The sequence below is a fragment of the Actinomyces sp. oral taxon 181 genome (assembly GCF_018370895.1).
Classification (GTDB): domain Bacteria; phylum Actinomycetota; class Actinomycetes; order Actinomycetales; family Actinomycetaceae; genus Pauljensenia.
This window is the reverse complement of the sequence record NZ_JAGYZL010000001.1, coordinates 118,670-132,308: the sequence shown is the minus strand read 5'-3', so window position 1 is coordinate 132,308 and position 13,639 is coordinate 118,670. Positions and strand designations below refer to the sequence as shown.

The following is a 13,639-nucleotide window of genomic DNA, read 5'->3' as shown; positions in this document are numbered from 1 at the left end:
ACCCACGTGCGTTTCAGTGAATTTACTCTTCGATCTTTTCGACCTGATCGAAGGTGAGTTCCATGGGGGTCTCACGTTCGAAGATGGTCAGCAAGACCTTCAGGCGCTGAGTTTCAGGCATGATCTCGGAGATCACTGCGCTCATGGTGGCGAATGCACCATCGGTGACGGTGACGACCTCGCCAACCTCGAACTGAGTGTGAACTTCCTGAACGGGAGCAGGAGCGCTCTTTTCCTCAGCGGCAGCAGCCTCGAGTACGTTCGGGGTCAGCAGCATAACGACCTCGTCGATCGACAGCGGCACGGGATTATGCTGATCACCGACGAAGCCGGTAACCGCGGGAGTTTCCTTCACAACGCGGTAGGAATCTTCGTTGAAGTCCATGCAGACGATGACATATCCGGGGATGCGCACGCGACGAACACGCTTCTTCACATTGCCGCGGTACTCCATGACGTACTCATCGGGAACCTCAACCTGGAAGATCGACTCTTCCATGTTCTGGCTGGTGATGCGCTGCTCAAGGTTTGCCTTCACCTTGCGCTCGTGACCGGAGTAGGTGTGGATGACGTACCAGTCACCGGGAGACATGTAGAGCTCACGGCGCAGTTTCTCGATGGGATCATCCTCGCTCGAGGCCGCTTCCGCAGCTGCTTCCTCAACGCCAGCAATCGCTTCGCCTTCTTCAAGAGCTTCCTTGCGCTCTTCGGGGGCATCTTCAAGGCGCTCTTCGCGCTCATCCTCGCGCTGTGCAGCGGTTTCCAGCTCACCTTCGGGGGCGATTCCACCATCAAAAGTATCGGGTTCCTGGCCCTCGATCTTGTCCTGGCTCACGGGTTTTCCTCCTGTGGTTACCGCTTGCGCGGTGCTTCACGGCCGAGCCGTAGAAGAAACCCGCCTGCATTCCTGCGGGCGGGTCACGGTTTCAGCCAAATACGATGGAACCTAGTCTACCGAATAGGAAATCAAGAATTCCAGTGAAAGCCATAACTGCGGTAACAAACACAATCACAACGATGAAGTAGGTCCACGTCTCTGATCCGCTGGGATAAACAACTTTCTTCATCTCAGCGACAACCTGAGAGACAAAGATCACCATGCGCTTAAAGATATTCGGACGCTTTTCCTGGGTCTTCTCAGAGGAGGAGGCTTTACGAGAGCGCGTTGCGCTGCTCTTTGTACGATCCGCCTTGGGCGATTCGTCACGGCGAGCCTGGGATCCGCTCATCGTTCCTCCAATAGTTCTGCACCTAAGTGGCAGGGCAGGCGGGACTCGAACCCACAACCGCCGGTTTTGGAGACCGGTGCGCTACCAATTGCGCCACTGCCCTACTGCAACTCTTTAAAAAGTGTTGCCTGGTTGAGTTTAGGGGAGAACGCCTCCCATGTCCAACTCATCCGCGTGAGAATCCCCCGCTGAAGCTCAAATTGTGACTCAGACCAATAAATCACTGCGGCCATGTCACAATACTGATGTGGAAACTCAATCAGCTTCGCGCATCTCAACGCGCTTCGCCAATATCACCCCATCCGCAACCCTTGCCGTCGACGCCAAGGCTAAAGCGCTCAAGGCTCAGGGGCGCCCCGTCGTTGGTTTCGGTGCGGGCGAACCTGATTTCGCAACCCCCGATTACATTGTCGAGGCGGCGCTCGAAGCAGCACGCAACCCCGCGATGTACCGCTACACTCCGGCCTCGGGACTTCCTGCACTCAAGGAAGCAATCGCGCACAAGACTCTTCGCGATTCCGGATACGAGGTCAGCCCCGACCAAGTTTTGGTGACCAACGGCGGAAAGCAAGCGGTTTTTCAGGCATTCGCCTCGCTACTGAACCCCGGAGACGAGGCTATCCTCCCCACCCCCTACTGGACCACCTACCCCGAGGTCATCAAACTCGCGGGCGCAACCCCGGTGGAAGTTTTCGCGGGTGCCGATCAGGACTACAAGGTCACCGTTGACCAGCTCGAGGCCGCACGTACCCCTCGCACAAAGCTTCTTCTTCTGTGCTCGCCCTCGAACCCAACGGGTGCTGTTTATACTCCCGCTGAGCTGACGACGATCGGTCAGTGGGCTCTCAAGCACGGCGTATGGGTGATCACCGACGAGATCTACGAGCACCTGCTCTACGACGGTGCACAAAGCGCACACATCGTCAAGCTCGTCCCCGAACTTGCCGACCAGACCATCGTGTTGAACGGTGTCGCAAAGACCTATGCGATGACCGGTTGGCGTGTGGGCTGGATGATCGGGCCTCGCGACGTGATCCGTGCAGCAACCTCCTTCCAATCGCACCTGACGTCGAATGTCAACAACATTGCTCAGTGCGCAGCAATCGCTGCTCTTAATGGGCCACTGGATGTCGTTGAACATATGCGTCAGGCATTCGATCGACGTCGCCAGACCATGGTGAAGATGCTTCGCGAAATCGACGGACTTCAGGTTCCCACACCGAAGGGCGCCTTCTACGCCTACCCGGCAGTCAAGGATCTTCTTGGGCGAGAAATTCGCGGGAAGGTCCCAACCACTTCCGCTGAATTGGCCGACCTGATCTTGGATGAGGTCGAGGTCGCAGTCGTTCCCGGCGAGGCCTTCGGCCCCTCTGGTTTCATTCGCCTGTCTTACGCCTTGGCAGACGAGGACCTTGTTGAGGGCGTGGGACGAATTCAGGAACTTCTGGCAGAAGCTCACTGATACAGCTGAATCAAAATTCCAATACACCCGGGCGGTAGCGACACAGTGCCACCACCCGGGTTTTCTTACTCCGCGTCAATAAATACCCCGATAGCGCTATCCAAAATGGAGCTTGAGCTGTCACAATTGACATATGGACCTTTCGACGCTGCGAACACACCTCGACCAACCCAATGGACACGTCCTTGTCGCCCACGGTTATGGTGAACATTCGGGACGTTTCGAAAGGCTGGTCAATGCGTTTCTTCAGGCTGGCTACGATGTGTCAACCTACGACCACTACGGTCATGGCACTTCTCCCGGTCCTCGCGCCCAGGTCGATGTCGGTCTGCTGATCAAGGACCACATCAGCGCACGTCAACAGGCTCTTCACAATTCACGCTGCGATGAATTGATCCTTTTTGGGCACTCGATGGGTGGTTTAATTACCGCTGCTTCTGCACTGATCTACCGCAAGCATCTGCGCTGCATGGTCCTCACCGGGCCCGCTTTCATTCCACTCCCCCAGCTTCCTCTGCCTGTGGTTGAGGGCCTTGGGAAACTGGCTCGCTATCTGCCGGGAGTACAGATTCCGGCGGCACAGTCCACTCCCGAACACTCCTTGCTTTCGCGCGATCCCAGCGTCCAAGAAGCTTTCGACGCCGATCCCCTCAACTACCACGGCGCTCCCCCGCTTCTGACGGCCTCGACCATGGTGATTCAGGGCAAGAAGGCACTTGATCATGCGGATCGCCTGACCTGCCCCACGCTGATCTTCCACGGCAGCGCCGATGAGCTGACCTCGCCGGAGGGCTCTGCAGAGTTTGTTGAGCGTGTACGTGATGCACATCCCGACGCAGATATTCACCTGCGGATCATCGACGGGGCATGCCACGAAGTCTTAAATGAGCCCGAGAAGGATATGGTCCTACGTGACCTGCTCCTGTGGGTCGAGAGGCACTGATGGCGTCGACGTCTAATCCTCGCCAGCCTTCTCTTACCGTTCCAGCACCGACTCCCCCGGGGCGACGACCGCTGTCCGCACTCCCCAAAGCGCATCTTCACCTGCACTTCACAGGTGCGATGCGCCCACAGACGCTGGTGGATATGGCGCAGGAAAAAGGCACGCGCCTTCCTCCTCACCTGTTGGACTTGGATCCCTTAACCGTGCCCGCAGACGCCCGCGGATGGTTCCGTTTCCAGCGTTCCTACGATGCCGCTCGAGCTTTGGTGCGTTCCCAAGCCGCGATGCGACGAATCGTTGCCGAGGCCGCGGAAGATGATGCGGCCGAAGGCTCGCGTCGCCTCGAGATGCAGGTTGACCCCACGTCTTACGCGCCCTGGGTTGGCGGGATTACTCCCGCTTTGGAGATCATCATTGACGAGGCGATCGCTGCGGGGAAGCGCACGGGCGTTGAAGTTGCATTGATCGTTGCGGCCTCGCGAATTCGCCATCCTCTTGATGCGCGCACGCTTGCTCGTCTGGCGGTTCAGTATGCCGGTGATGGGCCCGGACAGGTTGTGGGCTTTGGTCTGTCCAATGATGAGCGCGTTGGTGATACCTCGGCTTTTGCTCCTGCCTTCCGCATTGCCCGTGATGGCGGTTTGGCCTCGGTTCCCCACGGCGGCGAACTTTTGGGACCGGAATCGGTGATGAATGTTGTTTCAGCCCTGCACCCGACGCGTTTGGGGCACGGCGTGCGCACCAGTGAAGATCCCGATTTGCTGCGGCGTTTGATTGACCAGGATATTTCTTTCGAAGTATGTCCGACCTCGAATATTCACCTGGGGGTCTTCCCAGATTTTGCATCTGTTCCACTCATGCGCTTTATCGAGGCCGGCGCGCGCGTTGCTCTCTCGGCTGACGACCCCTTGTTATTCCATTCGCGTGTGGTTGCCCAGTACGAGGCTGCGCGTGATGTTTTCAGGCTTTCTGACGCGCAGCTGGCAGATTTGGCCCGTCAGTCGATTGATGCTTCTTTGGCCAGCGAGGCATCGAAACGCGTGTGGCGAGCGGAAATTGATCAGTGGCTTGCGGCTCCGCCCGCAGCCTAAGTATCTCTCTTCACCAATAGTGCATCCGTGCACTATCATGCCCTTATGACGCGTTTTAATCGGGAGCACGCACCATTGCTTGTACGCGAAGCGCGCACTGATGCTTCACTGACACAGGCTGAACTAGCGGGGATGACCGGGATGAGCCAGTCAACCCTTGCACAAATCGAAGCTGGGAAACGTGCGGTATCCGCCGAGCTTTTAGAGAAAATTCTTCGCGCTGCCGACTATCGCCCCTCCATCCCTTTATCCCGCTACGCTCCCTCTATCAGCCGCTATGCCACGGAACAAGGACTAGAATCCCTCCGAGTATTTGGCTCCGTCGCTCAGGGGACGGACGGTTTTGAATCGGATATCGATCTGATCGGTACACCCACCCGCGAGCTGTCACTGTTCGAGCTGGCAGATATCGCCTCGTTTACAAGCGAACTCACGGGATTCCCTACCAAAGTCCACGCGGATACACACGTACCCGAAGACCTGCGGAACATCATTGACGAGGCGGTACCACTGAGCGACCCTGCGTCTTTCATGCCTCAGCCACGCGCGGCAAAGAGACAAACACTGAGCTTCGACGTTGATAACTTCTTACGTGAGCTTGACGTTATCGCCCGACGCATCGAGCGGGTTGCTGGGGTCCCCGCCGAGACCTTGACCAGCGATTACCCCGAATATGACTCCGCGTGCATGGTGATCATCCGATTGGCAGGTTTCCTGGAGCGTGACGAATACGCGCCATACATGGACACCCTCACCTCAGTCGAGAAGCGCGCGCTGCGGACGGCTCGGAACATCGCGGCGCATCCGGGGTACCAAAGCATGGATGACAAACTTCTGTGGACGGCCGTTACCCGCAATGTTCCCGATATGATCGAACGCCTGCGCAGTGCAGTTCAAGCAGATAGATGACAGCCTCTCGGGCAAATCATTTGCCTGCTCGCAAGGTTGACGAAGATCCGCTCTACCACTCAATACCGATGGCAACAGGCTCAGGAACAAGAGTCACACCATAGGCGTCAAACACGCGTCCGCGCACAGCACGCGCCAAGGCTTCGATATCTGCACCGCTTGCGCCCCCGCGGTTCGTCAGCGCGAGCACGTGCTTGGTGGACAGGGACGCGCGCGGCGGGTCTCCGGCCTCGGAAAGATGGAAGCCCTTGGGGCAGCCCGCGTGGTCAATGAGCCAAGCGGCGCTGGTTTTCACCAGTCCCTCCCCCGCCGGGAAACGAGGCGCCTCTTCGGGGAGCGCCGCAGCTGCTGCCTCGGGAAGGATGGGGTTGGTGAAGAAAGATCCCGCGCTCCACGTATCGTGGTCCTCGGGGTTTAAGACCATTCCCTTCCCCGCGCGCAGCTCAAGGACGGTCGAGCGGACCAAGGATGCCTCGGCACGCTCCCCAGCGTTCACTCCGAGGCGCCGCGCGAGTTCGGAGTACATGACAGGCGCACTCAAGGATGAGCGTTCAAGGTGGAAGTCGACGCTCAACACGACCCAACGCCCCGTCGGCCCCCAGACGCGGCCGGGAAGACCGGGCTGACCAATGCTGTGCTTGATCGCGGAGGAACGGTAGGCAAAACCAAGTTCGGAGGGAAGCAGCCGGACGATGCGCTGTTCGAAGCGGTCGTAGGCCTCGACACTGTGAATCGTTTCAGCAACCTCGTGTCCGTAGGCGCCCACGTTCTGTACCGGGGATGCCCCCGCACTTCCGGGGATCCCCGACAAGGCCTCGATACCGGACAAGTGTTCTTCGACGGTCCACGCAACAAAGTCATCCCAGATCGTGCCGGCCCACACGCGGACGATCACCCAGTCAGCCCCGCCCTCTTCAATGACGCGAGCGATTTGTGCACCCGGACGCACAGCGATGACTGTTCCATCAAATGGAGCATCGGATGCAAGCAGATTCGATCCGCCGCCCAAAACTAGAAGCTGGCGCTGCTCCTCATCAGCCGTGCGAACGGCAGCAACCAATTCCTCACTGGAAGCCACGCGAACAAGGCGAGAAACCTCTCCGCCCACGCGAAAGGTCGTCAATTCAGCAAGAGTCGTCATAACTCAAGATTAATCGTCAAGGGGTGCAACGGCTCGCACACGCCCCCGCTGGTCCGGAACCTGACCGGCCAAAACGATCGCCAGAAGCACGGGAAGAACGACGAAGGCAAGCGCGCGGTGGTATCCGACATGATCTGCGATCAAGCCCAAAACCGGCGGTCCAATGAGCGCCGAACCATAATTCACCGTCGAGAGCACCGAGACACGAGCCGGAGTCATGACGGGATCAACGCTGAGTGCGGAAATACCCAGCGGGAAGACCAAAGAAGCGCCAATACCCCACAGTGCGATGCCAATAATCGCCAAAATATGATGCGGAGCGAAAGCAACAAGCAGTAAGCCGACAACCGCACAGCTCATGGTGAATCGCAGCAAATGCGGCGCACCAAAACGCCTTTCCAAACGCGGCGAAGCAAAACGCATCAGCGTCATCATGAGCAAGAAGAATGCGAAGATCGCCGACGCAGAAGAAGTCGCGAAGCCATAGCCATCGACCATCGACAGGTTCAGCCAGTCGTTGGAGGCGCCTTCCATCAAGCCACCACTCATCACCATGAGTGCGATCAGGACCGTGCGACGCTCGCGCCATGCCAAGCAGGTCAGTCCCTTCTTCGCATTGTTTCCCGAGGCCTCGTCCCCTTCGCCCAGGGATCTTTCCTTCGCGGATTCAAGAGTGGCGACCTCATCTTGACTGAGGTAGAAACCGACAGCGATGCCACAGGCCATAAGCTCAAGTGCCGCCAGGCCGAAAAGGTGAGCCGCAACAGGAAGTCCCGCGCGTGCGGCAAGCGCGCCTACAAGCGCACCGCCGAGCATACCCACGGCATACATCGCCTGAATGACGGGAACAACCAAGCGCCGCACAGCAGCTTGTACAAGGCCGGCCTCGATGTTCATGCTCGAGCCCCACAGACCCGTTCCCGCAGACATCAAGACCAAAGATGCCGTGAAGACAGGAAGGGATTCCATCAGGGTTCCACTTGCTGCACCAGCAATGCCTAATGCCCAAACGAATACGCCTATTCGCCCAGCCCACCGCGCGCCGATCTTCATGACGATCGGACCCGAAGTGGGCAGGGTCAACAAAGAACCCAGCGAAGCAATCAGCAGCATCATGCCGATTGTGCCCGGGGTCAGTCCCAGATGATCGCGCACATCAGGCAGACGTGAAAGCCACGCCGAGGTTGCAGAACCAAGGCCCGCGTAGACCACGAAGGTCGCACGAAGAGCACTATGCGCACGCGATAAGGGAATAGACATGGTTCGAAATTTTACTCGCTGAAAGGCCCGTGGTTAAATGCCCAAAAAAGAGGTGTCCGTGTGAATTAGCTCCACACGGACACCGATTAAAATTCGGGAATAACGTCAGTTTTCGACTGCGGCCTTAAACCAACCCGTTACCGACGTCGGGTGAGTAATTGCGGTGCCCACGATCACTGCGAACGCACCGAGCTTCATGGCAGCTGCTGCATGTTCCGGAGTGTGAATACGCCCTTCGCAGATCACGGGAACATTCGGGAATGCCTGAACCGTCTGCTGGAGAAGCTCCAAATCGGGGCCATCGGTCTTCGGGCGATCACCGGTGTAGCCGGCAAGGGTGGTCGAGACGATATCGACACCGGCATCAACTGCGCGCTGTGCATCGTCAAAAGAACCGCAGTCAGCCATGACCAGAGTCTCTTCTTCGCGAAGAGCTGCAACGGTTTCGGCAAAACTACGACCATCAAGACGCGGGCGACCGGTCGCATCTAGGGCGACAATATCGGCCCCAGCCATCACGCACGCGCGAGCATGGCGAAGCGAGGGAGTGATGTAGACGCCTTCGTGGCCTTCTTTCCACAAACCAATGACGGGTACATCCACGCGTCCCTTGATTGCGGAAATATCAGACAACCCTTGGCAGCGAATTGCCGCGGCTCCACCGATTTCGGCAGCGCGCGCAATCTGCGCCATGGTTTCGGGGTGCCGCATGGGCTCTCCGGGGTAAGCCTGAACGGAAACAATGAGCTTCCCCTTCAGGCCGGCAATAAGCGGATGCATGGTTTCTCCTATGCGTTGAGGAAGAATGAAACGGCTCCGAGCAGCGGCGCATCACCGCCCAGGGAACCAATGAGGATCGGTGTATCGGCAACGGGAGTCATCGCGCTGGCCGCGAAACCTTCACGTAGGCCATCCCACCAGATATCTCCCGAACGAGTCATCGAACCGGAAATAATGACCGCTGCCGGGTCCACGCAGTTGACCAGCGAGGCCGTGGCCTCACCCAGTGCGTACGCGGAGCGCGAGAAGCAGGCTTGTGCAAGAGGGTCACCAGAATCGGCGAGTTCTTGCAGCGCGCGACCGCCATCAACTTCGGGAGCATCTTGAGGACGCAGCGAGTTGTACCAAGCCGTAATTCCTGACCCTGAACAGAATGCCTCGATGTGTCCAAGTCGGCCGCAGGAGCACAACATATCGGGGGCAAAGTGGTGATGGATGTGGCCGACATGCCCAGCGATCCCTCGGGAACCAAAAGTGACATGGCCATCTTCAACCAGAGCACCACCAATTCCCGTACCTACTGCGATCGAAAGGACTGAGGAATAGGGGCGTCCGGCTCCCAAGGTTGCTTCGCCCAAGCCGTGTGCGTGGACGTCGTTAAGGACGCGCACAGGAAGTCCCGTGCGCTGCGCAACGAGCTTCCCCAGAGGGGTTCCTCCCCACCCGGGCATGATGTCGGTTGCCGAGACAATCATTCCTTCGACCGGGTCAACAACCCCAGCAGAAGCAATTGCGACGCCCGAGGCCTCGGGGTGAGCTTCCTTGAGAGACGAGGCCAGCGAGCAGATTCGCTCGGCGACGTCGGCTCCCCCGCGGGAAGCCTCAGTAGGAATTGAGCCGCGCTCAACAACCGTAGAGTTTTGTCCAACTTCGACAATGCCCCAACCGACTTTGGTTCCGCCGATATCAAGGGCGAGGAGCGTAGTCATGAAAGTTCTCCACTAAAGAACGGATGAAAATGGTAATCAGCGAGGCCAAGGCGGGCGCACGCTCGCGCGTACGCGAGAGGAGGACCACCTCAGCCTCGCTGATGATCAGGAAAGCAAGCCAGCTTCGCGCAGGACGGAAGCAACGTGCTCGACGTTGTCACCTTCGAGGGCGCCGACAGGACGCGGCATCTCGTTGGAATCAAAGACACCCAGAAGCTGCAGAGCAGTCTTGAAGGCACCAACGCCAGCGCCGAAGCCCTGAACGCCCTTCACCAGAACAATGCGCATGAGGTCCGCAAGGCGGTCCTGCTCGGCGCGCACGGCTTCCCAGTCACCGCGCTCGAAAGCCTGCCACTGACGGACGTAGCCATCGGGGTCGACATTGGCCAAGCCGGGGACCGAGCCATCTGCGCCCGACATGTAAGCACCGTCGACAACCACTTCGTGGCCGGTCAGCAGCTGAAGCGGGTGGCCAGCGGCCTTGTTCGCACGGGACAGCCAGCGGAAGCCCACATCGTCACCGGAAGAATCCTTAACGCCGTCAAGAACGCCTTCCTTACCCAAGCGAAGAACAAGATCATTCTGCAGCTTCGTGTGGACACAGACGGGAATGTCGTAGGCCCACAGCTCAAGATTGGTGTTCTCCTTGAGGATGCGGAAGTGCTTTTCGATCTCTGCCTGGCCGCCCAGTGCATAGAAGGGAGCGGTTGCAACGACGCCCAGAGCTCCACCGATTTCCTCAACTGCCTTGATGTTCTCAATGACACGCTCGGTTTCGGTATCGATCACACCAACTAGCAGCGGAACGCGGCCGTCAACAATACGAACAACCTCGCGCTGGATCTGCTGACGACGCTCGGAGGTCGAGAATGCAACCTCACCGGTCGAGCCGGAGACGAAGAGGCCGTTCAGCCCCGCACCAATCATGCGGTTGATGTGACGCTCCAGCGAGGCAACGTCCAGCTCGCCGTTCTTTAGCGGGATAGCCAACGGCGGGACAACGCCGCGAATCTGTGAACTCATTAGTTCTCTCCTCCGAGTGTTGGATGCAGCAGCGAGGGCGCAGCCCCCAGGAGCTTGCGGGTGTAGGGATCTTTCGGGGACGCCAGCAATTCAGCTGCCGGTCCCTCTTCAACGACCTTTCCGCCATTCATCACGGCGATCCGGTCAGAAACGTAACGAACAGTTTGAATATCGTGCGAGATGAAGACCATCGCCAAGCCCAGTTCCTTCTTCAGGTCCGTGAGCAGGTTGAGGATCTGAGCGCGAACCGAGACATCCAGAGCACTGGTCGGTTCGTCAGCGATGATCGCATCGGGGCCGATGGACAGGGCTCGGGCGATTGCCACACGTTGACGCTGACCACCGGAGAGCTGACCGGGGAGCGCATCCAAGGCGCTCGAGGGCAAACCCACGAAGGAGATCAGTTCGCGAACACGCTTGGCGCGCGAGGCCTCGTCACCAATCTTGTGCACACGCAGCGGATCAGCAAGCTGATCAGCAACGTGCATACGCGGGTTGAGAGCGGTTGCGGGGTCTTGGAAGACCACGGAAACAACACGCCCGATACGCCTGCGCGCATCCGCACCGCGCTTGGTGACTTCCTCACCGTTGAAGAACACTTGGCCCTTCGTTGGCATCTGCAGGCCGCACATAACATTTGCAGTCGTGGACTTACCGCAGCCGGATTCACCGACGATACCCAGAGTCTGTCCACGCTCAATACGCATGTTGACACCACGAACCGCGTGCACCTTGTTCGGCTTGAACAGCGATCCGGTACGGGAGTTGAAGGTCACCTCAACGTCTTTGAGCTCGATGATCGGAGTTTCAGTACTCATCAGTTTTCCTCCTGACCTTCTTCAATGACGACGGTCTCGCTGGAGACAAGGACCTCTTCGCGAGGCGGCAGTGCCGCATACACGTGCTCGGGGCCCACCTCGGTGAGGACCGGGCGAATATCGAGGCCGTAGTCGGGGTGCGAGGAACGCGGGGCGAAGCGGTCGCCGATCGGGAAGTCCCGAGGCGAGGGTACGGTCCCGGGGACCTGGTGCAGACGTCCGGAGCCGGACTCGATGGAAAGGACTGCGCCCAGCAGGCCGCGGGTGTACTCGTGGGTCGGGTGAGTGAGCAGTTCCTGAGTGGGAGCTTGCTCGATGACCTGACCGGCGTACATGACGGTGATGTTGTGGGCAACCTCTGCGACAAGAGCCAGGTCGTGGGAGACGAAGATCATTGCGAATCCCAGCTTCTCACGCAACTCGTTGAGCAGGTCGATGACCTGCTTTTGAACGGTCACGTCCAGAGCGGTGGTCGGTTCGTCAGCAATGATGAGCTTCGGGTCGCGGGTCAGTGCCATTGCGATCAGAACTCGCTGACGCTGGCCGCCGGAAAGCTCGTGCGGGTAGGACTCAAGGGTGCGCTTGGGATCCAGGCCCACCAGCTCAAGGAGTTCTTCTGCAGTGCGGGTTCCGCCGCGCTTGGTCAGCTGCTTCATCTGTGCCTTGATGAGCATGGCCGGGTTGAGCGAGGAGAGAGCATCCTGGTAGATCATTGCCATCTCGTGGCCCAGAAGCGCACGACGCTCTTCATGCTTCATCTCCAGCAAGTTCTTACCTTCGTAGAGGATCTCACCGGTGATCTCTGCCTTCGGGTCAATGAGGCCCATAATGGTCAGTGCCGTAATGGACTTACCACATCCGGACTCACCGACGAGGCCCATGGTCTCGCCGCGGCGTACCTTGAAGGACACGTGATCGACGACATTGACATCGCCGTGACGCTCGAACTTGATGCACAGGTCCTTGACCTCTAGCAGAGGTGCTTCGTGCGAAGTAGAGACAAAACGATCGTGACGCTTGCCTTCGACAACTTCCAGATCGTCCAGGCGCTGCTGCAATGACTCGGCCTGCTCGGCGTAGGCGCGGCGAGGATCGAGAAGGATGCGGTCGGCTTCGCGCTCAGAGTTCTTATCAACCTGGGCAACAGCTGCCGTGGAGGGAGCCGCGACCATGGCATCGGTGATGCCTTCGGAGAGGATGTTCAAGCACAACACGGTGATCATGATGAACAAACCGGGGAAGAAGGCGGTCCACCAGTAGCCCAGCAGGACCGAGAGGTTGGACGAAGCCTCGGACAAGATATTGCCCCAGGTGGGAACCATGGTTGGAGGAAGGCCTGAACCGATGAAGGTCAGCGAGGCCTCGAGGATGATCGCATCTGCGACCAAGACCGTGGCGAAGACCAAAACCGGAGCAGCAGTGTTACGCATGACGTGCTTGATGAGGATCCACGGTGCACGGGCACCGGAGACGATCACTGCACGCACGTAGTCTTCACCGTATGCGGCCATCACGTTTGCGCGAACAATACGTGCCAGCTGCGGGATGTAGACGAATGCGATCGAGAAGATAATGACGAAGACAATGCCCATCTTGTTGTCGGACTGGGAAAGTGTGCGTCCGAAGACCAGAACCGTAACGGCCGCCATTGCGATACCGGGGACAGCCATGATGATGTCTAGGATGCGCATGATGGTCTCGGAGATGGCCTTGCGCGTCACAGCTGCGATCGATCCGATGATTGCGCCGAAGAAGAGCGCGATCACGGTTGAGCAAAGACCGATAAGCAGTGAGTAGCGCCCACCGAAGAGGACACGAGACAGAATGTCTCGGCCCGCATAGTCAGTACCGAAGAGGTGAGCCGAAGACGGCCCCTGCGACGGCCTATCAATGAATTCGGGCGAATAGGGCGCCACGAAGGGCGCGAGGATTGATACAAGAACGATCAGCGCCAAAACACCGATTGCGATCTTGGATCCCAAAGACATCGCACTGATGCGTGAGAAATGCGCACCCTTCGCGGTGACCTTTGCGAGTTTTGCTTTTTGGTTCAT

At 58.5% G+C, this 13,639-nt stretch carries 13 protein-coding genes and 1 tRNA gene; 4 read left to right on the top strand and 10 right to left on the bottom strand.

Features of this window, described 5'->3' with window-relative positions; translation table 11 throughout:
- Window positions 1-22: 22 nt before the first annotated feature.
- The 3 genes from nusG to KHW85_RS00555 all read right to left on the bottom strand — a co-directional run bounded on the left by nusG (window position 23) and on the right by KHW85_RS00555 (window position 1,332).
- Window positions 23-835, bottom strand: a complete 813-nt coding sequence (gene nusG, locus KHW85_RS00565; RefSeq protein ID WP_009408633.1) for a transcription termination/antitermination protein NusG — start codon at window positions 833-835, stop codon at window positions 23-25.
- Between the two features lie 91 nt (window positions 836-926).
- Complete coding sequence (gene secE, locus KHW85_RS00560; protein WP_291458335.1) at window positions 927-1,229, bottom strand: preprotein translocase subunit SecE; 303 nt, start codon at window positions 1,227-1,229, stop codon at window positions 927-929.
- A gap of 27 nt (window positions 1,230-1,256) precedes the next feature.
- Window positions 1,257-1,332 (bottom strand) — tRNA-Trp (locus KHW85_RS00555).
- Between the two features lie 144 nt (window positions 1,333-1,476).
- Between KHW85_RS00555 and KHW85_RS00550 the strand changes: the two genes are divergently transcribed.
- The 4 genes from KHW85_RS00550 (at window position 1,477) to KHW85_RS00535 (ending at window position 5,634) form a co-directional block, all read left to right on the top strand.
- Complete coding sequence (locus tag KHW85_RS00550; RefSeq protein WP_291458333.1) at window positions 1,477-2,691, top strand: pyridoxal phosphate-dependent aminotransferase; 1,215 nt, start codon at window positions 1,477-1,479, stop codon at window positions 2,689-2,691.
- Window positions 2,692-2,824: 133 nt separating this feature from the next.
- Window positions 2,825-3,634 (top strand): alpha/beta hydrolase, encoded by an 810-nt coding sequence (locus KHW85_RS00545; protein WP_291458331.1) that lies wholly within the window; start codon window positions 2,825-2,827, stop codon window positions 3,632-3,634.
- On the top strand, window positions 3,634-4,725 hold the full coding sequence (locus KHW85_RS00540) for an adenosine deaminase (protein WP_291458330.1): 1,092 nt from the start codon (window positions 3,634-3,636) through the stop codon (window positions 4,723-4,725). Before KHW85_RS00545 ends, KHW85_RS00540 begins: the two co-directional genes overlap by 1 nt.
- A 45-nt stretch (window positions 4,726-4,770) precedes the next feature.
- Window positions 4,771-5,634: a helix-turn-helix domain-containing protein gene (locus KHW85_RS00535; protein ID WP_291458329.1), complete on the top strand. Its 864-nt coding sequence runs from the start codon at window positions 4,771-4,773 to the stop codon at window positions 5,632-5,634.
- 52 nt (window positions 5,635-5,686) lie between these two features.
- Here the strand turns inward: KHW85_RS00535 and KHW85_RS00530 are convergent, their stop codons facing one another.
- From KHW85_RS00530 to KHW85_RS00500, 7 genes are all read right to left on the bottom strand, one after another.
- Entirely contained in the window at window positions 5,687-6,775 is a 1,089-nt protein-coding gene (locus KHW85_RS00530; RefSeq protein ID WP_291458328.1) for a UDP-N-acetylmuramate dehydrogenase, read from the bottom strand.
- Between the two features lie 9 nt (window positions 6,776-6,784).
- Window positions 6,785-8,035 (bottom strand): MFS transporter, encoded by a 1,251-nt coding sequence (locus KHW85_RS00525; protein WP_291458327.1) that lies wholly within the window; start codon window positions 8,033-8,035, stop codon window positions 6,785-6,787.
- 105 nt (window positions 8,036-8,140) lie between these two features.
- On the bottom strand, window positions 8,141-8,815 hold the full coding sequence (locus KHW85_RS00520; protein WP_178705992.1) for an N-acetylmannosamine-6-phosphate 2-epimerase: 675 nt from the start codon (window positions 8,813-8,815) through the stop codon (window positions 8,141-8,143).
- A gap of 8 nt (window positions 8,816-8,823) precedes the next feature.
- A complete protein-coding gene (locus KHW85_RS00515) occupies window positions 8,824-9,744 on the bottom strand; it encodes an ROK family protein (RefSeq protein WP_291458326.1) in 921 nt (306 codons plus the stop codon).
- Window positions 9,745-9,849: 105 nt separating this feature from the next.
- On the bottom strand, window positions 9,850-10,767 hold the full coding sequence (locus tag KHW85_RS00510) for a dihydrodipicolinate synthase family protein (protein ID WP_291458325.1): 918 nt from the start codon (window positions 10,765-10,767) through the stop codon (window positions 9,850-9,852).
- On the bottom strand, window positions 10,767-11,585 hold the full coding sequence (locus KHW85_RS00505; RefSeq protein ID WP_291458324.1) for an ABC transporter ATP-binding protein: 819 nt from the start codon (window positions 11,583-11,585) through the stop codon (window positions 10,767-10,769). Before KHW85_RS00505 ends, KHW85_RS00510 begins: the two co-directional genes overlap by 1 nt.
- Window positions 11,585-13,639 carry a dipeptide/oligopeptide/nickel ABC transporter permease/ATP-binding protein gene (locus tag KHW85_RS00500; protein ID WP_291458323.1) on the bottom strand — a complete coding sequence of 685 codons (2,055 nt, stop codon included), beginning with the start codon at window positions 13,637-13,639 and terminating at the stop codon, window positions 11,585-11,587. The genes KHW85_RS00505 and KHW85_RS00500 overlap by 1 nt, the downstream gene beginning before the upstream one ends.

What these genes read in the sequence shown, in the direction of transcription:
- secE (WP_291458335.1), bottom strand. Translation starts at nt 1,229, where the DNA reads ATGAGCGGATCCCAGGCTCGCCGTGACGAATCGCCCAAGGCGGATCGT.
- KHW85_RS00545 (WP_291458331.1), top strand. Translation starts at nt 2,825, where the DNA reads ATGGACCTTTCGACGCTGCGAACACACCTCGACCAACCCAATGGACAC.
- KHW85_RS00540 (WP_291458330.1), top strand. Translation starts at nt 3,634, where the DNA reads ATGGCGTCGACGTCTAATCCTCGCCAGCCTTCTCTTACCGTTCCAGCA.
- KHW85_RS00535 (WP_291458329.1), top strand. Translation starts at nt 4,771, where the DNA reads ATGACGCGTTTTAATCGGGAGCACGCACCATTGCTTGTACGCGAAGCG.
- KHW85_RS00530 (WP_291458328.1), bottom strand. Translation starts at nt 6,775, where the DNA reads ATGACGACTCTTGCTGAATTGACGACCTTTCGCGTGGGCGGAGAGGTT.
- KHW85_RS00525 (WP_291458327.1), bottom strand. Translation starts at nt 8,035, where the DNA reads ATGTCTATTCCCTTATCGCGTGCGCATAGTGCTCTTCGTGCGACCTTC.
- KHW85_RS00520 (WP_178705992.1), bottom strand. Translation starts at nt 8,815, where the DNA reads ATGCATCCGCTTATTGCCGGCCTGAAGGGGAAGCTCATTGTTTCCGTT.
- KHW85_RS00515 (WP_291458326.1), bottom strand. Translation starts at nt 9,744, where the DNA reads ATGACTACGCTCCTCGCCCTTGATATCGGCGGAACCAAAGTCGGTTGG.
- KHW85_RS00510 (WP_291458325.1), bottom strand. Translation starts at nt 10,767, where the DNA reads ATGAGTTCACAGATTCGCGGCGTTGTCCCGCCGTTGGCTATCCCGCTA.
- KHW85_RS00505 (WP_291458324.1), bottom strand. Translation starts at nt 11,585, where the DNA reads ATGAGTACTGAAACTCCGATCATCGAGCTCAAAGACGTTGAGGTGACC.
- KHW85_RS00500 (WP_291458323.1), bottom strand. Translation starts at nt 13,639, where the DNA reads ATGAACCAAAAAGCAAAACTCGCAAAGGTCACCGCGAAGGGTGCGCAT.